Origin of the sequence: Caballeronia sp. LZ029, from assembly GCF_031451275.1 — a bacterium.
In the GTDB taxonomy this organism is placed as follows: domain Bacteria; phylum Pseudomonadota; class Gammaproteobacteria; order Burkholderiales; family Burkholderiaceae; genus Caballeronia; species Caballeronia jiangsuensis.
In genome coordinates this window covers 1,516,376-1,535,214 of the sequence record NZ_JARUXO010000001.1, presented here as the reverse complement: position 1 = coordinate 1,535,214, position 18,839 = coordinate 1,516,376, and the positions used below count along the sequence as shown (strand labels likewise).

Sequence of the window (18,839 nt, the reverse complement as noted above, 5' to 3'; positions counted from 1 at the left end):
GCAGGTCGCATCGGCGCTGGAAGAAGCCACGCTTGAAGCGCCTGCCGAGGTGAAGCACATCACCACGGGCAAGCACGGCGAGCACTCGGAGCACATGGGTTATCTGCTCGCGGAGATGCAGAGTCTCGCGCGTCAGCATCCGGGCGCGAGTTGGTAATGAATACCGCCAACGCAACCATCGAACGCGCGTGGGACGTGCTCGAAGCGGTGCCCGATCCGGAGATTCCGGTGGTCTCGATCCGCGAGCTGGGCATTCTGCGCGAGGTGCGCCACGGCGACGATGGCGTGCTCGAAGTGGTGATCACGCCGACGTACTCGGGCTGTCCTGCGATGTCGCAGATTGCGGAAGACATCGCGCAGGCGATCGATCGGGCTGAGCTTGGCGCGCATCGCATCGAGACGGTGCTGGCGCCCGCGTGGACGACCGACTGGATCACCGAAGAAGCGCGCGAGAAGCTGCGCCGCTATGGCATCGCACCGCCGACGGGCGCATGCAGCAGCACGGAAAAGCCGATCCGCTTCGTGCCGTACAAGAAGGAAACGATCGCCTGTCCGCGCTGCGGCTCGACGCACACGGAGAAGCTGGCGCAATTCGGCTCGACGGCGTGCAAGGCGCTGTATCGCTGCATCGACTGCCGCGAGCCGTTCGACTACTTCAAGCCGTACTGAACCGAATCAACCGAATCAACCGAATCAACCGAATCAACCGAATCAACGATAGCGAGCCGAAAAACATGGCGACTCCGCAATTCCATCCGCTGCGCATCCGTGAGGTCCGCCCCGAAACCGCCGACGCGTTCACCGTTTCGTTCGAGGTGCCGCCCGCGTTGCGCGATGCGTTTCGCTTCACGCAGGGTCAGTTCGTGACGCTCAAGACGCATATCGATGGCGAGGAGACGCGCCGTTCGTATTCGATCTGCGTGGGCGTGACCGACTACGATCGCGATGGCGAATTGCGCATCGGCATCAAGCGCGTGCGTGGCGGGCGCTTCTCGAACTTCGCGTTCGATACCTTGAAACCCGGCCACGAGATCGACGTGATGACGCCCGACGGGCGCTTCTTCACGCACCTGAACGCGGATCACGCGAAACACTATGTGGCGTTCTCGGGCGGCTCGGGCATCACGCCCGTGCTGGCCATCATCAAGACGACGCTCGATACGGAGCCGACGAGCCGCTTCACGCTCGTGTACGGCAATCGCAGCGTCGACGCGATCATGTTTGCCGAAGAGCTTGAAGATCTGAAGAATCGATATATGGATCGGTTCTCGCTGTATCACGTGCTGTCGGACGATCTGCAGGATGTGGAGCTCTTTAACGGCGTGCTGGATGAGGCGAAGTGCAAGGCGTTTCTGGAGACGCTGCTCTCGCCGGAGGAAATCGACGAGGCCTTCATCTGCGGCCCCGGCCCGATGATGGATGCCGCCGAAGCGGCGTTGAAAGACTCGGGTGTCGCGCCCAAGCAGATACACGTGGAGCGCTTCGGCACGCCGTTGCCGCAAGCGGGCGTGCCTGCCATCGAGATCACGGAGAGCACGCCGGCGGCGGATCTGGAGTTGATCATCGACGGCAAGAAGCGCAAATTGCGGCTGCCGTATGAAGGCGTGAGCGTGCTCGATGTGGGCTTGAAAGCAGGACTCGCCTTGCCGTACGCGTGCAAGGGCGGTGTGTGCTGCACGTGCCGCGCGAGAGTGCTCGAAGGCGAAGTGAAGATGGAGAAGAACTACACGCTCGAACAACACGAAATCGATGATGGCTTCGTGCTGACTTGCCAGTGTCATCCGGTGAGCGAGCGCGTGGTAGTGAGTTTCGACGAGCGCTAAAGAGACGCCGTCCCGATTCCCATGAAAGACGCGCATCGCAACGATGCGCCTTAAGCCGAAGCATTTCCAGAACAATCAATTCAAGCCCGAAGCCCTTAGCAATGTAACCATTGCACGGCTTCGTGGCGATCGATCATCCTCCACATCGAGACTTGTCATGACTGAAGCCTTCATCTGCGATGCGATTCGTACGCCCATCGGCCGCTATGGCGGTGTTTTCAAGGACGTCCGCGCCGACGATCTCGGCGCCGTGCCGATCACCGCGCTCATGAAGCGCAACGCATCGGTGGACTGGACGCAGGTGGACGACGTGATCTACGGTTGCGCCAATCAGGCAGGCGAGGACAACCGCAACGTCGCGCGCATGTCGGCCCTGCTGGCGGGCTTGCCCATCGATGTGCCCGGCTCGACGATCAACCGCCTGTGCGGTTCGGGCATGGATGCGGTCGGCAGTGCTGCACGCGCGATCAAGGCGGGCGACGGCTCGCTCTACCTCGCTGGCGGCGTCGAGAGCATGACGCGTGCGCCATTCGTGATGGGCAAGGCGTCGAGCGCATTCTCGCGCTCGGCCGATATCTTCGATACGACCATCGGCTGGCGTTTCATCAATCGTGCGATGCGCGAACGCTACGGCGTCGATTCGATGCCCGAGACCGCGGAGAACGTCGCCGTCGATTTCGGTATCTCGCGCGATGCACAGGATCGCTTCGCGCTGCGCAGCCAGCAGCGCGCCGCGCGCGCACAGGCCGATGGCACGCTCGCGCAGGAGATCGTTGCAGTGAATGTGCCGCAAAAGAAGGGTGAAACGATTGCGGTCGATCGCGACGAGCATCCGCGCGAAACCACGCTCGACACGCTCGCGAAGCTGAAGGGCGTCGTGCGTCCCGACGGCAGCGTGACGGCGGGCAATGCATCGGGCGTGAACGATGGCGCATGCGCGCTCATCATCGCGAACGAGGAGGCGGCAAATCGCCATGGCCTCACGCCGCGCGCGCGCATCATCGGCATGGCGACGGCGGGCGTCGAGCCGCGCATCATGGGCATCGGTCCCGCGCCCGCGACGAAGAAGCTCCTCGCACGCACGGGTCTCACGCTGGACCAGTTCGACGTCATCGAACTCAATGAAGCCTTCGCATCGCAAGGCATCGCGGTGTTGCGTCAACTCGGCCTCGCGGAAGACGATCCGCGCGTGAATCCGAACGGCGGCGCCATTGCGCTCGGTCATCCGCTCGGCGCATCCGGCGCGCGTCTCGTTACGACCGCGATGTACGAACTCGAACGCCGCAACGGCCGCTATGCGTTGTGCACGATGTGCATTGGCGTGGGCCAGGGCATCGCAATCGCGATCGAACGCGTTTGAGGGCCGCGATACATGACACAGGCTATCCAGACATCGGCGATCGTGGGCGTGATCGGCGCGGGGGCGATGGGCGCGGGCATCGCGCAAGTTGCGGCGCTCGCGGGGCACACCGTGTTGCTTTACGACCTCGACGCGAAAGCGCTCGACAGGGCGCACATCGGCATCGCGACGAACGTGCAGCGCCTGATCGACAAGAAGAAGCTCGATCAGGCAACAGGAGATAAAGCCGTCGATCGCGTGCGTATCGTTACGAACCTGGCGGACTTGCGCACGGCAGCGCTCGTCATCGAAGCGGTCGCCGAGAGGCTCGACGTCAAGCGTGCGCTCTTCGGCGAGCTCGAAAGCATCGTGACGCCCGAGTGCATCCTCGCGACCAACACGTCGTCCATTTCGATCACGGCGATCGCTGCGCCCCTGAAGCATCCATCGCGCGTGGTCGGCATGCACTTCTTCAATCCCGCGCCGCTGATGGCGCTCGTCGAAGTCGTGCGCGGACTCGCTACATCGGATGATGTCGCGCGTACGGTGTACGCCACATCGGCCGCATGGGGCAAGCAGCCGGTTCATGCAAAGTCGACGCCGGGTTTCATCGTCAATCGCGTGGCGCGGCCGTTCTATGCCGAAGCGCTTCGTGTCCTCAACGAGCAGGGCGCGGACGCAGCTTCCATCGATGCCGTCATGCGCGATTCGGGCGGCTTCAGAATGGGCCCGTTCGAGTTGATGGATCTGATCGGTCACGACGTGAACTTCGCCGTGACGCAATCGGTGTTCAACGCGTATTTCAACGATCCGCGCTTCACGCCTTCGCTGATTCAGCAGGAACTGGTGAACGCGGGCTTTCTCGGCCGCAAGACGGGCCGTGGCTTCTATGACTATGCCGCCGATGCCGCGAAGCCTGCTGCGCGCATCGAGACGCTTACGCGCGCGCCTTCGAACATCGTGCTCGGTGAAAGCGTGCCGTTGTATGAGCATCTGCAAGCGCGCCTCGCCGATGCGAGCGCGACGCGCAACGATATGCCCGGCCTCGTCGCTCAAATCGACGACGCGTATCTCTTCGTCACCGATGGCCGCACCGCCACCGAACGCGCGCACGCGCTCGGCATCGACAACATCGTGCTGATCGATCTCGCGCTCGACTATGCGCGCGCACCGAGCATCGCGATCACGCGTGCGCGTCAGTGCGACGACGATGCCTACGCCGCCGCAGCCGGCGCACTGTCGAAGGCGGGCTATACCGTGGTGCCGTTGAACGATATCGCGGGCATGGCCGTGATGCGCACCGTCGCGATGCTCGTCAACGAAGCGGCGGACGCGGTGAATCAGGGCGTCTGCACGAGCGCCGATCTCGATCTCGCGATGGAGAAGGGCGTGAACTATCCGCTCGGGCCGCTCGCGTGGGGCGAGCGCATCGGCATCGCACGCATTCACGATGTCCTGCTTAATCTCGCAGCGCATTACGGCGAAGACCGCTATCGCGCATCGCCGCTCATCTCGGCTCTGCGCTATTCGGGCCAACGCTTCCACTAAAGCGAATTCGCGTCATTCATCGATCATTCATTCAATCATGCAGGAGACAACCGTGGTCCAATCCAATGCACAGCAAGGCGAACTGGAGCCGATCGAGCGCGCGAGCCGTGACGAACTTCAGGCGCTGCAACTCGAACGCCTGAAATGGTCGTTGCGACACGCCTATGAAAACGTGGCGCACTTTCGCCGCGCATTCGATGCGGCAGGCGTGCATCCGGATGACCTGCGCGAGCTCTCCGATCTCGCGCGGTTTCCGACCACGACGAAAACCGATCTGCGTGACAACTATCCGTTCGGGCTCTTCGCGGTGCCGCGCGATCAGGTCGTGCGTGTGCATGCATCGAGCGGCACGACGGGCAAGCCGACGGTGGTCGGCTACACCGCGAAGGACATCGACACATGGGCCAATGTCACCGCGCGCTCGATCCGCGCCGCGGGCGGGCGCAAGGGCGATACGCTGCACAATGCATTCGGCTATGGCCTCTTCACGGGCGGCCTCGGCATTCACTACGGCGCGGAACGTCTGGGCTGCATGGTCGTGCCCATGTCGGGTGGCCAGACCGAGAAGCAGGTGCAACTGATCCGCGACTTCGAGCCGAAGATCATTCTCGTCACGCCGTCGTATATGTTGAATCTGCTCGACGAGATGGCGCGCCAGGGCATGGACCCGGCGAACACGTCGCTCAAGATCGGCATCTTCGGCGCGGAGCCGTGGAGCCAGGGCTTGCGCAGCGAGATCGAAACGCGCGCGGGCATTCAGGCGCTCGATATCTACGGGCTGTCGGAGATCATGGGTCCGGGCGTCGCGTGCGAATGCATCGAAACGAAGGATGGTCCGACCATCTGGGAAGATCATTTCTATCCCGAGATCATCGATCCGGTGACGGGAGAAGTGCTTCCCGAAGGCAGCACGGGCGAGCTCGTTTTCACGTCGCTCACGAAGGAAGCGATGCCGATGATCCGCTATCGCACGCGCGATCTCACGTCGTTGCTGCCGCCGAGCGCGCGTTCGATGCGCCGTCTCGCGAAGATCACGGGCCGCTCGGACGACATGCTCATCATTCGCGGCGTGAATGTGTTCCCGAGCCAGATCGAAGAATTGATTCTCGCGATTCCGCGCCTGAGCGGGCAGTATCAACTGTGCGTATCGCGCGAGGGTCACATGGATTCGCTGTCCGTTTCCGTCGAAGCGCGCGCCGAAGTCTGCGCGACGTTGAACGATAGCGAGCGTGCAGGTCTCTCGCGCGAGCTTCAAAGCCGCGTCAAGACGATGGTCGGTGTGTCGACGCAAGTGCGCGTGCTCGATTCCGGCGAGCTGCCGACGACCGCCACGGGCAAGGCGAAACGCGTGCTCGACCTGCGTCCCGCGACCGTCTAACAGCCCCGTTTCTCTAAGCGCCTCGCGTTCTGCGAGGCGCAATCCGCTTCCCACCGATTGGCGCTCGCGCTCCAATTTCGGTGCGGCCTCGCATTCTTCTGCAGAAATCCTTCCGCATAAACCCTCGCAACCGTTTGCGCGAATTGTTTTGTAAGCTTCTGTTGTGTCATCGTAGCGGGTGCATTCGCGCAGTAGTCGAAGAGTATTCGAATAACGAACACCAAACGGGGCAGGCAGAATTTAGATGTGGATCGTCAGACTCGCGCTCAAGCGCCCGTACACGTTCATCGTCCTGTCGCTGCTTTTGCTGATCATCGGTCCGCTCGTCATCCTGCGCACACCGACCGATATCTTTCCGAACATCGATATTCCCGTAGTCAGCGTCATCTGGTCGTACACGGGCCTGCCGCCCGATCAGATGGAACGGCGCATCACGCTGAACTACGAGCGTGGCTTGTCGGTGGCGGTGAACGACATCGAGCATATCGAGTCGGAATCGCTGCCGGGCATCGCGGTGATTCGCATCTACTTCCAGCCGAACGCGAATGTCGATGAAGCGATCGCCGAGATCACCGCGCTCTCGCAGACGCAATTGCGCTCGCTGCCGCCGGGGATCACGCCGCCTAACATCCTGCGCTTCAATGCATCGACGGTGCCCATTTTGCGGCTCGCGTTGTCGTCGGCGGAACTCACCGAGCAGCAGCTCTACGACTTCGGCAACAGCTTCCTGAAGACGCAACTCGCGACCGTGCAGGGCGCATCGGTGCCGCTGCCTTATGGCGGCAAGCAGCGGCAGATCATGGTCGATATCGACTCGCGCAAGCTGCAGGCGAAGAACCTCGCGCCGACCGATGTCGTCAACGCGATCAGCGCGCAGAACCTCATTCTGCCGACGGGCACGACGAAGATCGGCTCGACGGAATACTCGGTCGGCCTGAACGCGAGCCCCGGTTCGATCGAAGGACTCAACGACATACCGATCCGCACGGGTCCGGGCGGCACGATCTATATCAAGGACGTCGCGCATGTGCGCGATGGTTTTCAGCCGCAGACCAATATCGTGCGCGTGGATGGCACGCGCGCGTCGCTACTCACGATCAACAAGAGCGGCAATGCATCGACGCTCGATATCGTCGCGCGCGTGAAGAACCTGTTGCCGACGTTGCGCGGCATGGTGCCCGAGTCGCTCAGGATCGAACCGGTGGCGGATCAGTCGCTGTTCGTGCGCGCATCGGTGTCGGGCGTGCTGCGCGAAGCGGTCATTGCGGCGGGGCTGACTGCGTTGATGGTCCTGCTCTTCCTCGGAAGCTGGCGCGCGACGCTCATCATCGCGATCTCGATACCGCTTTCGATGCTGACGTCCATCGTCGCGCTGTCCGCGATCGGGCAGACCATCAACATCATGACGCTCGGCGGTCTCGCGCTGGCGGTCGGCATTCTCGTCGACGACGCGACGGTCGCAATCGAGAACATCAGCCAGAACCTGGAAGAGGGCAAGGAACTGGAGCAGGCGATTCTCGATGGCGCACAGCAGATCGCCGTGCCGACGCTCGTATCGACGCTCTCGATCTGCATCGTCTTCATCCCGATGTTCCTCCTGACCGGCGTCGCGCATTACCTCTTCGTGCCGATGGCCGAGGCCGTCGTGTTCGCAATGCTCGCGTCGTACTTCTTCTCGCGCACGCTGATCCCTACGCTCGCCAAATACCTGTTGCGCCATCATGAGCACATGGGCGGCGATGTCGAATCGATGAAGGGCTCGCGCAATCCGTTCGTGCGTATCCATCTCGCGTTCGAGCGCCATTTCGAATCCGTGCGCAATCGCTATCGACGCTTTCTCGAAGCGCGCCTCATGCATCCGGGACGCTTCGCGGCGCTCTTCCTGTTGTGCTGTCTGCTCTCGCTTGGGCTCGCACCGTTCCTCGGACGCGACTTCTTTCCGTCGATCGATTCGGGCGTGATCGCCCTGCATTTGCGCGCGAAGACCGGCACGCGCATCGAGGAAACGGCGGCGCTCACCGATCGCGTCGATGCACGCATCAGGCAACTGATTCCACGCGGCGAGATTCGCTCGATCATCGACAACATGGGCTTGCCGGTATCGGGCATCAATCTCTCGTACAGCAACACGGGCACGGTCAGTTCCGCCGACGCCGACGTGCTCATCAGCCTGAACGAAGATCACGCGCCGACCGAAGGCTATATCCATGAATTGCGAAAGCGCCTGCCGCAAGAGTTTCCCGGCGTGACCTTCTCGTTCCTGCCCGCGGATATCGTGAGCCAGATTCTCAACTTCGGCGTGCCCGCGCCGATCGACATCGCCATCACCGGACGCGATGCGCAGGCCAATCGCGCGCTCGCGAATCGCTTGCTGGAAAAGATCCGACGCGTGCCGGGACTCGTCGATGCGCGCATCCAGCAGCCGTCCGATCTGCCGTCGATCAATGTCGAAGTGGATCGCACCAAGGCGCTGCAAGCGGGCTTCACGCAGCGAGATGTCGCGAACAACCTGCTCATCACGCTTTCGGGCAGCCAGCAGACGACGCCGACCTTCTGGCTCAATCCCGTGAACGGCGTGAGCTACAACGTCATCACGACTGCGCCGCAATACGACATGGACTCGCTGCAATCGGTGGCGAACATTCCGGTCACGTCCGCGAGCGGCAAGACGAATATCCTCGGCGCGCTCGCATCGTTATCGCGCAGCGCGCGCGATGCGGTGGTCTATCACTACAACGCGCAGACCACCATCAATCTCTATGCGACGACCGAGCGGCGCGACCTCGGCGCGGTGTCCGACGACGTGCAGCGCATCATCGACGAAGCGCGTGGCGAGCTGCCGAAGGGCTCGTCGATCGACATGCGCGGCCAGGTCGAGACGATGAACGGATCGTTTTCCGGTCTCGCGTTCGGCCTCATTCTCGCGGTCGTGCTCGTGTACTTGTTGATCGTCGTGAACTTCCAGTCGTGGCTCGATCCGTTCATCATCATCACCGCATTGCCGGGCGCGCTCGCGGGCATCGTGTGGATGTTGTTCCTCACGCACACGACGCTGTCGATTCCCGCGCTGACGGGCGCGATCATGTGTATCGGCATCGCGACCGCGAACAGCATTCTCGTGGTGAGCTTCGCGCGATCGGCGCTCGCCGAGCACGGCGATGCAGTGCGTTCCGCGCTCGAAGCGGGCTATTCGCGCTTCAGGCCCGTGCTGATGACGGCGCTTGCCATGATGATCGGCATGGTGCCGATGGCGATCGGCCTCGGCGAAGGCGGCGAGCAGAATGCGCCGCTCGGGCGCGCGGTGATCGGCGGTCTGATGGTCGGCACTATCGCGACACTGTTCTTCGTGCCGGTGGTGTTCTCGATGATCTACCGGCGCATGGAAGCGCGCGGCAAGGGACCGGACACGGCGGCGAGAGAAGCGGCGCAATAGAACGAATCAATAAGCAATCGATTAGTGGGTGGAAAGGATGAAAGAGCAGGGCTCGCAAAGATCGGGCAATCAGCGACGCGGGCGCTTATGGCTCGTGATCGCGCTCGTGGTGGTCGTCGTGCTCGTCGCGCAAGGCATACTGTCGCGGCGCGCGGCGCACGCTGAACTCGAACGCGATGCGAACGAGCATGGCGTGCAGACGGTCGAAGTCATCAAGCCGGCTCGCATGAAGGCATCGCAGGATCTCGTGCTCGCGGGCGATATCCGCGCGTTCTCCGATGCGCCGATCTTCGCGCGCACCAACGGTTATCTGAAGCGCTGGACCGTCGATATCGGCACGAAGGTGAAGAAGGGCCAGTTGCTCGCGGAGATCGATGCGCCCGAGATCAACGATCAGCTTCGTCAGGCCCGCGCCGATGCGCAAACGGCGCGCGCGAACTATCTGCTGGCGAAGACGACTTCGGAACGCTGGGCGCAGATGCTGAAGAACAACTCGGTGTCGCGTCAGGAAACCGATGAGAAGAACGGCGACATGCTCGCGAAGGAAGCCGCGCTGAATGCGGCGCAGGCGAACGTGTCGCGGCTCGAACAGCTCGTGTCGTTCCAGAAGATCTATGCGCCATTCGATGGCGTCGTCACGGCGCGCAATACCGATGTCGGCCAGTTGATCGATGCCGGCAGCGGTGCAGCGGGCCGCGAGCTTTTTCATATTCAGGATGCGTCTACGTTGCGTGTGTTCGTCGATGTGCCGCAGGCGTATGCGCGCATGATCACCGTTGGTTTGCCCGCGGATTTGCTGCTCAACGAGGAGCGCAATCGCAAGTTCGATGGCATCACAGTGCGCACGGCGGGCGCGGTCGATCCCGTCGCGCGCACGATGCGTGTCGAAGTCGATGTGAAGAACCCGACCGGCGAGTTGCTCGCGGGTGCCTATGCGCAGGTGCGCTTTCGTCTCACGAGCGCGAATCCTTCCTTCACGCTGCCGGGCAATGCATTGCTGTTTCGGCCCAATGGCGTGCATGCCGCGAGCGTCGATGCGAACAATCGCGTGAAGCTTCTGCCGATCACGCTCGGCACGGACTACGGCACGCGCGTGTCCATCGTTTCCGGTCTGAATGGCGACGAGCGCGTGATCGTGAATCCGCCCGATTCGATCATCGACGGCGCGACGGTGCGTATCGGCCGCTCGGACACGGGCGCGGGTGCAAGTGGGGCCGCGCGCGGCGGAGCGGCGAAGGCGGAAGGAAACGAATCGTGATGATGCGCGCATCGATCGGAATCGTAGGATGGCTAACTATCGCCGCATTGGCCGGCTGCACGGTGGGCCCGGATTACGTTCGGCCCGACGTGCCGGTGCCCGCAGCGTACAAGTCGCAAACGCCGCTCGATCTGCCCGAGGCCGCATCCGCTGCGGCATCGCAGGACTGGAGGCCCGCGCAGCCCGCCGACGCGACGCCGCGCGCGCCCTGGTGGCAGGTTTATGGCGATCCGCAATTGAACGCGCTCGAAGAACGCGTCGTGACTGCGAACCAGACCGTTGCCGCGGCGGCTGCTCGTTATCGCGGGGCACGGGCCGCGGCTGCGCAGGCGCGTTCGGCTTACTTCCCGACGATCACCGCGAACGCCGCATTCAACCAGTCGCGCGTGTCGTCGAACGTGCTGTACAAATCGAGTGCGGGCGTGACCGTGCCCGACTATCTGATCGACGCGCAGATCTCCTGGGAGCCAGATCTGTGGGGGCGCATCTCGCGCGCCGTCGAAGGCGGCCGGGCGGAAGCGCAGGCGAGCGCTGCAGACCTGCAAAGCGCGATTCTGTCGATGCAGGCCGAGCTCGCGACCAACTACTTCGATTTGCGCGGCACCGTCGAAGAAGAGCGGCTGCTGGACGCCACGCTGCAAGCCTATGAGAAGGCGCTCGCACTCACGCGTGATCGTTTTGCGGGCGGTGTTGCGGCGGAATCGGACGTGGCGCAGGCGGAGGAGCAGTTGCGCGCGACGCAGGCGCAACGCATCGATCTGGAGACTACACGCACGAGCCTCGTCAACGCGATAGCGATTCTCGTCGGCGAGAATCCGTCGAACTTTACCCTCGATGTCGCGCCGCTCAACGAAGCGCATTCGCCGCATCCGTCGGCGGCGCTCGCGGTGTTGCCGCTCAGCGTGCCGTCCGCGCTGCTTGAACGGCGGCCGGATATCGCGGCGGCGGAACGGCGCGTGGCAGAGGCGAATGCGCGCGTCGGCGTGGCGACGGCGGCGTTCTTTCCGAACCTCTTGCTCGCCGCGACCGGCGGCCTCGAAGCGACGCGCTTTTCGTCGTGGCTCGAAGCGCCGAGCCGCTTCTGGTCGCTCGGTCCTCAGCTTGCGTTCACGGTGCTCGATTTCGGCGGACGGGCGGCGGCCCGCGATGCGGCGCGCGCTGCCTACGACGAGAACGTCGCCGATTACCGGCAGACGGTGCTGATTGCGTTCGGGCAAGTGGAAGACAACCTGAACGCGCTGGAAGTGCTGCACCGCGAAAGCGAAGCGCAGCGCGATGCCGTCGCTGCCGCCCAGCGCGCGCTCGGCAAGGTGGGCAACCGCTACGAGAACGGCGCGATCACGTATTTGAGCGTCGTGGTGACGCAGGCGATCGTGCTGTCGGATCAGCGCACGGCGGTGGGCATCGAACGGCGGCGCATGGCGGCGAGCGTCGCGCTCGTGAAAGCGCTGGGCGGGGGATGGAGCACGTTAGAACTGCCGAGCGCGGAAGCAGTTTCGCGGCGTGATTGAATTTCGAATGATGCGTGCAAGATGCCATGAGGCATTGCGCATGCAAAATGCACATTCCCAGTCGCGCGAGAAGGCGTCGAAGCTAGACGAGCAAAAGCACACCGCAAGCAATCAACGCAGCACTCCAGACCCAATCGACATTGATCCAGCCGCTTCGCAGAAAGCCGAGTCCGCCGCGTTCCTGCACGGACATCGCGAACATGGAAATCGCGGCAATCACGGCGAGCATCGCGCCCGTATGGACGGTCAGCGCGAGCGCGGTGGCTTCGAGCGCGGTGTTCGCGACCTGACCGGTACATAACGGCAAAAGCGCCGGCACGAGCATCAGTCCCGCGCCGTGCGCACTCGACATCACGAAGGACCACAACGCTAAGCCCGCCAGCCCGGTACGCATACCCACGGTCGGACGTCCGCGATGCCCGCGCCACGCGCTCCACACGCCCCAGCCGATCAGCAGCGCTCCGCACGCACGCGCGAGCATGTCGTGGCCGATCGCCATGCCGAGCGTGAGCGCGCCCGCGAGCACGAGCGCGACCGATGCCGCGTGCCCCAGCGCGATCGGCACGAGCGACACGAGCGCGACGCGGCGGCTTCGCGCATACAGGCCGAGCGCGACCGCGAAGAGCCATCCCATGGCGGGATTCAGGCCGTGAAACGCGCCGAGGCCCGCGGCCGTGACGATGAGCGCGGGCGACGCGGCGTCCATGCGAAGCGTCTCGTCGCGTCTCAGGGATAGCAGTACGAATCCGACGAGCAATCGCCGCCTTGCAGCCGGATCTGATGCGGCCGATGTCCCTTCGGCCAGTCGATGAAGAACTTCTCGTCGACGCTGAGGCCGCCGTTGGGATCGGCGTCGAGCTTCACCATCCAGCCGTCGATGCCTTCGGGATAGAACTGCGCATCCACCGCGCCATACAGCGAATTGGTGAAGTAGACGCGGCGGCCATCGCGGCTCACTTCGACCATCTGCGGCCCGCCGTTCAACGCGCCGTTCGCGGCGCCTGGATGCGTCGCCCGCGCGACCACGCCGCCGATGCGCACCTTGCCCGTCAGCTTCGGCGCGAAGGGATCGGAGACGTCGTATTGCAGCATGTCGCCCGTGCCCCAGCACGACACGTAGAGAAAGCGGTCGTCCATCGACAGATCGATGTCCGAGACGAGCGGCGGCACCGCGCCGAAGCCCTTGAGCAGCGGCGGAAGCGCGTCGGCATCGGCGGGCTCGGCGGGAATGTCGATGATCTTCTTCACCGCCCATTTGTCGCCGTCGCGATACCAGGTCCAGATCGACGACGACAGATCCTTCAGGCTGATCACGCAATTGACGAAACCGTATGCTTTGGTCGGATCGTGCGCGGGGCGCAGTTCGAACACGAGCTGATATTCGTCGCCGAAGTCGATCTCCTGAATGTGCTTTCTCTTCGTGAAGTCCCAGAAATGCAGCTTGCGCCCGTACTTCGCGCCGAGCAGCAGGTCGGGCACGAGGCCGTTCTCGAAGGTATCGGGCGTGCCCCATTCGCTCGTGACCATCGTGTCGTAGCCGAGATGCCACCATCCGTCATACGCGAGTTGCTGCGGGCCGCGATCGACTTCCCAGCGGCCGAGCGGATCGAAGCTTTGCTGATCGAGCATCAGCACGCCGCCGGGCGCCTTGCCTTCGGCATTGCCGAGCGCGGTGATATAGATGCCGCCCGGCCCGCAGTGCACCGTGTGCGGCCGCGTATAGCCGGTTTTTTCCGCGAGTTCTTCAGGCTCGATCGTTTTCACGATGACGGGCTTCTTCGGATCGGGCTTCGTGTCGATGATATGAATGCGCGACGAGCGCAGCCCCGGCACGACGAGATAGCGGCGCTCCATATGCGGATGCGGCGCGTTCGGGCACAGGCACGACGAACACGCGTTCCAGCCGAAGTGATGCAGCTCGTCGCCGGTATCGGGCATCGCGATTTCGCCGACGATTTTCGTGTAGTCCGGCGAATCCGGATCGACATCGACGACGGCGATCTTGTCGGGCGCCTGGCGCTCGGGATCGAACGTCGCGACGTAGGCCAGCGTTTCGCGCGGCGCTTTCGCCGCAAGCCGCGGGGAAGGGTAGAAGCTCGGATCCGGTTTCCATGTCGCCATGCTGCGTCTCCCGATTGTGTGGTCGTCGATTCGCTTGCAAAAGCACTATAGGACACAAGCACGCGGCATGCTTCCGATGCCCTCGCGGCGCAAAGATGCTTTTCTGCTTTGCTTTCGCGCGACGCGTGATTCGACGGGGAAAACGCGCCTAAACTATAGGCATCGCCCCTGGACCGAAAGAGGAGGTAGCGATGGCCGAGCCGATGATCAGCCTGATGGCGGGAGTCGTTCTGGTGCTATGCGTCGCGGTGGTTCTCGTGATGCATCACCGGCACCCGCATATTCCCGTTCCGAAGGCGCGCTGGCTGGATACGCATCCGCCGCGCGACTGGCGGCACAGGCATTGACCTTGCAGCGGGACGTGAATTAAACGGTTAGGGCGCCGGCATCGACCGGCGCTATTTTTTGCGCAGTGCAAAACGAGTCAGCGTCGCGGCCCTTTCATCGCCTCGGCTTCCATCGCGGCGTGCCATTCCTCGCTGTTCTCGATCGGGTCCATGCCTTCATCGATGAACGCGGACGCGCGCTCCGCCACCGAGCGGGTTTCCTCGTCGGTTTCGTCGTCGATGACGCTGTCCTCGTCGGCAGGCGGCTCCAGCATGTCTTGCAGCATGGCCTCCAGTTCGGGCGTATCCCACGGCTCGCCGCGCTGCTTTTTCTTCTTGATGTAGTGACGGATCTCGGCATCCTGCTCGGATGTCAGCGGAAGCCCGCGGAAGGTGCGGTTGGCGTCGAAGTCACTCATTGTCGTTCCTCTCGCGCATGACCTGGAATGCATCGTCAAGCGCCTCAAGTGTAACGCCGTTCGTCTGCGGGTAAAAACGCGCGGTATTCAGCCGAGCGGCGGCAGGCGTCTTTCGATGGGCGTCGCCTTCACGATGGCCGTGCTCGTCGCGGCGCGCTCGGTCACTTTGCCGAGGATGTCGTCGAGATGCTCGATCGAGCGCAGATAGAGGCGGCACACGAAGCAGTCGTCGCCCGTCACCTTGTCGCACTCGACGAACTCGGGAATGCGCCGGATCGCTTCCTCGACGAGATGCAACTGCCCGGGCAGCGGCTGCACGCGCACGATCGCCTGCAGCGTGTAACCAAGCGCGCGCGGATCGATATCGACGGTGAAGCCGCGAATCACGCCTTGCGTTTCGAGCCGGCGCATGCGCTCGGCGGTGCTCGGCGCCGATAGCCCGACGCGTTTCGCCAGTTCGCTCACCGCGATGCGCCCGTCGCTCGCGAGCACGGCGATGAGTTCGCGATCGATGGCGTCGATGCCTGTCTGCGGCATGCTGCCCAGGTTTTTTCCCATGATGGCCTTCGATTCAAAGGTCGAAAGATGTCGATGCCTAATTTTAGGCATGGTTTTGAGTAGTGCGCATCGATAGACTTGAAACCATCGGAATTGCATGACGAGAACGAGATGAACACGGAAAGAATCAACGCGCGCTTCGCCGGCGCATCGAACGCGCATGAACTGCGTCGCGGCGCAATCGAGATGTCGCTCGCGATGCTGATGTCGGGCACGATCGGCTGGCTCGTCGTGTCGTCGGGGCAGACGCCCTGGAACGTGGTGTTTTTCCGCTGCGTGTTCGGCGCGGCGACGCTCATCGCGGTGTGCGCGGCGCTCGGCTTTCTGAAGAAGCGCTATTTCTCGTGGCGCATGATCGGGCTCGTCGCGCTCGGCAGCGTGGCGATCGTCGGCAACTGGCTCTTGCTGTTCGCCGCGTATTCGCGCGCATCGATCTCGATGGCGACGACCGTCTACAACACGCAGCCGTTCATGCTCGTCGCGCTGGGCGTTATCGTGCTGCGCGAGCGCGTATCGGCATCGACGATCGCGTGGCTCGGCGTTGCATTCATCGGCCTCGTGATGGTGGTGCGCGTCGAGCCCGCCGTGCTGGCGATGCCGGGGCAATATCTGCACGGCATCGCGTATGCGCTCGGCGCAGCCTTTCTGTACGCGATATCGTCGATCGTCACGAAGCGCCTGAAGGGCACGCCGCCGCACCTGATCGCGATGCTGCATGTGCTGTTCGGTATCGTGATGCTCGCGCCGTTCGCGCGCTTCGCAGAGACGCCCACATCGATCGGCGGCTGGTCCGATCTCGTCGTGCTCGGCGTCGTCAACACGGGGCTCATGTACGTGCTGCTCTACGGCGCGATCCAGAAGCTGCCGACCGCGACCACGGGCGCGCTGTCGTTCATCTATCCGGTGGTCGCGATCGTCGTCGACTGGCTCGCGTTCGGGCAACGGCTCGCGTGGCTGCAGGTGGCGGGCGCGGTGCTCATTCTGCTCGCGGCGGCGGGGGTGAATCTGCAGTGGCGGATCGTGCCGCAAAAATGGCGCGCGAGCGATTGACGCTCACTCGTATAGAATGGCGCCCCTTTCCGACTACATCGAAATTCGCGCCATGTGGTTCAAGAACCTTCAGCTTCACCGTCTCCCCGCACACTGGTCCGTCACGCCGCAGCACATGCAGCAATGGCTCGCGCCGCTCGCGTTCAGCGCGGCGTCGAGCATCGAGAACGAGCGGCGCGGCTGGGTCTCGCCGCGCGGGGACGATGAACTCGTCTACACGGCGAATCGTCAGATGCTCATCGTCTATCGCGCGGAGAAGAAGCTTCTGCCCGCGTCGGTCGTCACGCAGTTCGTGAAGGAACGCGCGGCCGAGATCGAAGAGCAGCAGGGCTTCAAACCGGGCAGAAAGCAGTTGCGCGAGCTGAAAGAGCAGATCACCGACGAACTCCTGCCGCGTGCGTTCAGCATTCGCCGCGACACGCGCGTCTGGATCGATCCGGTGAACGGTTGGCTCGCGATCGATTCGTCGTCGGCGACGGTGTGCGACGACATCATCGGCTTGCTGGTGAAGTCCGTCACCGATCTGCCGCTCGCCAGCGTGCGCACCGCGCGCTCGCCCGTATCCGCGATGACCGAGTGGCTGCTGTCGGGCGAAGGTCCCGCTGGCTTCACGCTCGATCGCGACACCGAACTGCGCTCGACCGGCGAAGGCAACGCGACCGTCCGCTACGTCGGGCACGCGCTCGAAACGGAAGACATGCGCCGCCATATCGAAGCGGGCAAGCAGTGCATGCGTCTCGCGATGACATGGGACGACCGCGTTTCCTTCGTGCTGACGCCATCGCTCACGTTGAAGCGCGTGAGCGCGCTCGATGTCATCAAGGAAGCCGCCGATCCCACCGCGGCGAACGACGACGAGCGCTTCGAATCCGACTTCATCCTGATGACGGGCGAACTCGCGCGGATGCTGTCGGCGCTGACCGACGCGCTCGGCGGCGAAGAGGATCTGCGCGCGGCCGCGTAGGAGCCCGGATCAGGCGGACGGCGACGGCGAGAACGCATAGCCGTTCTTGCCGTTGCGCTTGACGGTGTACATCGTTTCGTCGGCGGCGGCCACCAGCCGCCAGTAATCGTTGACGCGATCCGGGAAGCTCGCGATCCCGATGCTCGCGCGCACGATCGACAGCCCCATCTGCGCATCGGTTTCGCCGACGCACGCGATGATTCGTTGCGCGATCACGGCCAGCTCGCCGTCGTTCGAAAACTCGCTCACGAGCAGCGCGAATTCATCGCCGCCGATACGCGCGACCAGATCGCCGCCGCGCACCGCCTGACGAAATCGACGCGATACCGCGATCAGGAATTCATCGCCGATGCGGTGTCCGTGCGTATCGTTGACGCGCTTGAAACCATCGAGATCGATATACAGCACCGCGATGCGCGCCGAGCCGCGCGCGCCGCTAGCCAGCGCGTTCGCCGCTTCCTCCAGCGCCGCGAAGAGCTTGCGGCGATTGGGCAGGCCCGTCATCGGATCGTGCAGCGACGCCTGCTCGAACTCGTTCGACAGGCCGAGCAGTTGCCGGTTGCGCTTCGCATACATGCCGAGCGCGGTGATGAGCACGCCGAAAACGATCGCCGATAGCGCAATCAACGTATGCGACACGCTCAGAATGCGCTCGCGCACGTCGGCGCTCGCGCGATCGCGCTCGGTGCGCCACCAGGCGTATGTCGAATCGAGCGCAGAACTCGCCTCGCCGAGCGCGATCGCGGGCGAGAGCACGGCCAGCGGCACGGAAGGCGCCGACATCGGGCTCGCCGACACCAGCGCGTGCAGCGACGCGAGCCGCGCCGCCAGTTCGATGCGCGACTCGCGATAGGCGGCCTGACGCTGGGCGTCGCCGGCGGGGGCGTTCTGCAGGGACAGCGCGGCGGCACGCGCGGTATCGGCGCGCTCGACCGCTTCGAGCACAAGCCCGACGTACTCCTGTTGCAGTTGCGCGGAAAAGATCGCGCGAATCTGCATCGCGAGGAACAGCAGGCCGATCAGCAGGCACAGCAATGCGGCGCCCGCGAGCGGCGCGGGGCCGGGCACGCGCATGCGCACGAGCGCATGCCGCACACGGCCCGCCAGCGTG

At 63.7% G+C, this 18,839-nt stretch carries 17 protein-coding genes; 12 read left to right on the top strand and 5 right to left on the bottom strand.

Annotated elements, in window-relative coordinates; translation table 11 throughout:
* The first annotated feature begins 49 nt into the window (after window positions 1–49).
* The 9 genes from QCE73_RS39380 (at window position 50) to QCE73_RS07300 (ending at window position 12,290) form a co-directional block, all read left to right on the top strand.
* Window positions 50–157: a Phenylacetic acid catabolic protein gene (locus QCE73_RS39380; RefSeq protein ID WP_404989763.1), complete on the top strand. Its 108-nt coding sequence runs from the start codon at window positions 50–52 to the stop codon at window positions 155–157.
* Window positions 157–669 carry a 1,2-phenylacetyl-CoA epoxidase subunit PaaD gene (paaD, locus tag QCE73_RS07335; RefSeq protein ID WP_309880451.1) on the top strand — a complete coding sequence of 171 codons (513 nt, stop codon included), beginning with the start codon at window positions 157–159 and terminating at the stop codon, window positions 667–669. The genes QCE73_RS39380 and paaD overlap by 1 nt, the downstream gene beginning before the upstream one ends.
* A 65-nt stretch (window positions 670–734) precedes the next feature.
* A complete protein-coding gene (gene paaE, locus QCE73_RS07330) occupies window positions 735–1,823 on the top strand; it encodes a 1,2-phenylacetyl-CoA epoxidase subunit PaaE (protein WP_187604695.1) in 1,089 nt (362 codons plus the stop codon).
* 157 nt (window positions 1,824–1,980) lie between these two features.
* Window positions 1,981–3,183 (top strand): 3-oxoadipyl-CoA thiolase, encoded by a 1,203-nt coding sequence (gene pcaF / locus QCE73_RS07325; RefSeq protein ID WP_309880449.1) that lies wholly within the window; start codon window positions 1,981–1,983, stop codon window positions 3,181–3,183.
* Window positions 3,184–3,195: 12 nt separating this feature from the next.
* On the top strand, window positions 3,196–4,710 hold the full coding sequence (gene paaH / locus QCE73_RS07320; RefSeq protein WP_309880448.1) for a 3-hydroxyacyl-CoA dehydrogenase PaaH: 1,515 nt from the start codon (window positions 3,196–3,198) through the stop codon (window positions 4,708–4,710).
* Between the two features lie 37 nt (window positions 4,711–4,747).
* Complete coding sequence (gene paaK / locus QCE73_RS07315; RefSeq protein ID WP_309880446.1) at window positions 4,748–6,088, top strand: phenylacetate--CoA ligase PaaK; 1,341 nt, start codon at window positions 4,748–4,750, stop codon at window positions 6,086–6,088.
* A gap of 244 nt (window positions 6,089–6,332) precedes the next feature.
* On the top strand, window positions 6,333–9,521 hold the full coding sequence (locus QCE73_RS07310) for an efflux RND transporter permease subunit (RefSeq protein WP_309880445.1): 3,189 nt from the start codon (window positions 6,333–6,335) through the stop codon (window positions 9,519–9,521).
* 37 nt (window positions 9,522–9,558) lie between these two features.
* Complete coding sequence (locus QCE73_RS07305; protein ID WP_309880444.1) at window positions 9,559–10,779, top strand: efflux RND transporter periplasmic adaptor subunit; 1,221 nt, start codon at window positions 9,559–9,561, stop codon at window positions 10,777–10,779.
* The gene (locus QCE73_RS07300) at window positions 10,779–12,290 is read left to right on the top strand and encodes an efflux transporter outer membrane subunit (RefSeq protein WP_309881933.1); all 1,512 of its coding nucleotides are present in this window, start codon (window positions 10,779–10,781) and stop codon (window positions 12,288–12,290) included. Before QCE73_RS07305 ends, QCE73_RS07300 begins: the two co-directional genes overlap by 1 nt.
* Window positions 12,291–12,372: 82 nt before the next feature.
* Here the strand turns inward: QCE73_RS07300 and QCE73_RS07295 are convergent, their stop codons facing one another.
* Both QCE73_RS07295 and QCE73_RS07290 read right to left on the bottom strand, forming a co-directional pair.
* Window positions 12,373–12,996, bottom strand: a complete 624-nt coding sequence (locus QCE73_RS07295) for a hypothetical protein (protein WP_309880443.1) — start codon at window positions 12,994–12,996, stop codon at window positions 12,373–12,375.
* Between the two features lie 20 nt (window positions 12,997–13,016).
* Entirely contained in the window at window positions 13,017–14,411 is a 1,395-nt protein-coding gene (locus QCE73_RS07290) for a selenium-binding family protein (protein ID WP_309880442.1), read from the bottom strand.
* 191 nt (window positions 14,412–14,602) lie between these two features.
* Between QCE73_RS07290 and QCE73_RS07285 the strand changes: the two genes are divergently transcribed.
* Window positions 14,603–14,758, top strand: a complete 156-nt coding sequence (locus QCE73_RS07285) for a hypothetical protein (protein WP_187604707.1) — start codon at window positions 14,603–14,605, stop codon at window positions 14,756–14,758.
* A gap of 77 nt (window positions 14,759–14,835) precedes the next feature.
* Here QCE73_RS07285 and QCE73_RS07280 read toward each other — a convergent pair whose 3' ends face one another.
* Together QCE73_RS07280 and QCE73_RS07275 are read right to left on the bottom strand one after the other, a co-directional pair.
* On the bottom strand, window positions 14,836–15,156 hold the full coding sequence (locus tag QCE73_RS07280; RefSeq protein WP_309880440.1) for a hypothetical protein: 321 nt from the start codon (window positions 15,154–15,156) through the stop codon (window positions 14,836–14,838).
* A gap of 87 nt (window positions 15,157–15,243) precedes the next feature.
* Complete coding sequence (locus QCE73_RS07275) at window positions 15,244–15,714, bottom strand: Lrp/AsnC family transcriptional regulator (protein WP_035498592.1); 471 nt, start codon at window positions 15,712–15,714, stop codon at window positions 15,244–15,246.
* A gap of 111 nt (window positions 15,715–15,825) precedes the next feature.
* On the opposite strand from QCE73_RS07275, the gene QCE73_RS07270 reads away from it, so the two are divergent.
* Together QCE73_RS07270 and QCE73_RS07265 are read left to right on the top strand one after the other, a co-directional pair.
* Window positions 15,826–16,764 (top strand): DMT family transporter, encoded by a 939-nt coding sequence (locus tag QCE73_RS07270; protein WP_309880439.1) that lies wholly within the window; start codon window positions 15,826–15,828, stop codon window positions 16,762–16,764.
* Between the two features lie 52 nt (window positions 16,765–16,816).
* Window positions 16,817–17,728 carry a recombination-associated protein RdgC gene (locus tag QCE73_RS07265; RefSeq protein ID WP_035498911.1) on the top strand — a complete coding sequence of 304 codons (912 nt, stop codon included), beginning with the start codon at window positions 16,817–16,819 and terminating at the stop codon, window positions 17,726–17,728.
* A 9-nt stretch (window positions 17,729–17,737) separates the two neighbouring features.
* Here the strand turns inward: QCE73_RS07265 and QCE73_RS07260 are convergent, their stop codons facing one another.
* Window positions 17,738–18,802, bottom strand: a complete 1,065-nt coding sequence (locus QCE73_RS07260) for a GGDEF domain-containing protein (RefSeq protein ID WP_035498912.1) — start codon at window positions 18,800–18,802, stop codon at window positions 17,738–17,740.
* Between the last annotated feature and the right edge of the window lie 37 nt (window positions 18,803–18,839).

Excerpts from the sequence above, each read along its gene's own strand:
- paaD (WP_309880451.1), top strand. The coding sequence starts at position 157 with ATGAATACCGCCAACGCAACCATCGAACGCGCGTGGGACGTGCTCGAA.
- paaE (WP_187604695.1), top strand. The coding sequence starts at position 735 with ATGGCGACTCCGCAATTCCATCCGCTGCGCATCCGTGAGGTCCGCCCC.
- pcaF (WP_309880449.1), top strand. The coding sequence starts at position 1,981 with ATGACTGAAGCCTTCATCTGCGATGCGATTCGTACGCCCATCGGCCGC.
- paaH (WP_309880448.1), top strand. The coding sequence starts at position 3,196 with ATGACACAGGCTATCCAGACATCGGCGATCGTGGGCGTGATCGGCGCG.
- paaK (WP_309880446.1), top strand. The coding sequence starts at position 4,748 with ATGCAGGAGACAACCGTGGTCCAATCCAATGCACAGCAAGGCGAACTG.
- QCE73_RS07310 (WP_309880445.1), top strand. The coding sequence starts at position 6,333 with ATGTGGATCGTCAGACTCGCGCTCAAGCGCCCGTACACGTTCATCGTC.
- QCE73_RS07305 (WP_309880444.1), top strand. The coding sequence starts at position 9,559 with ATGAAAGAGCAGGGCTCGCAAAGATCGGGCAATCAGCGACGCGGGCGC.
- QCE73_RS07300 (WP_309881933.1), top strand. The coding sequence starts at position 10,779 with ATGATGCGCGCATCGATCGGAATCGTAGGATGGCTAACTATCGCCGCA.
- QCE73_RS07295 (WP_309880443.1), bottom strand. The coding sequence starts at position 12,996 with ATGGACGCCGCGTCGCCCGCGCTCATCGTCACGGCCGCGGGCCTCGGC.
- QCE73_RS07290 (WP_309880442.1), bottom strand. The coding sequence starts at position 14,411 with ATGGCGACATGGAAACCGGATCCGAGCTTCTACCCTTCCCCGCGGCTT.
- QCE73_RS07285 (WP_187604707.1), top strand. The coding sequence starts at position 14,603 with ATGGCCGAGCCGATGATCAGCCTGATGGCGGGAGTCGTTCTGGTGCTA.
- QCE73_RS07280 (WP_309880440.1), bottom strand. The coding sequence starts at position 15,156 with ATGAGTGACTTCGACGCCAACCGCACCTTCCGCGGGCTTCCGCTGACA.
- QCE73_RS07275 (WP_035498592.1), bottom strand. The coding sequence starts at position 15,714 with ATGGGAAAAAACCTGGGCAGCATGCCGCAGACAGGCATCGACGCCATC.
- QCE73_RS07270 (WP_309880439.1), top strand. The coding sequence starts at position 15,826 with ATGAACACGGAAAGAATCAACGCGCGCTTCGCCGGCGCATCGAACGCG.
- QCE73_RS07265 (WP_035498911.1), top strand. The coding sequence starts at position 16,817 with ATGTGGTTCAAGAACCTTCAGCTTCACCGTCTCCCCGCACACTGGTCC.
- QCE73_RS07260 (WP_035498912.1), bottom strand. The coding sequence starts at position 18,802 with ATGCGCGTGCCCGGCCCCGCGCCGCTCGCGGGCGCCGCATTGCTGTGC.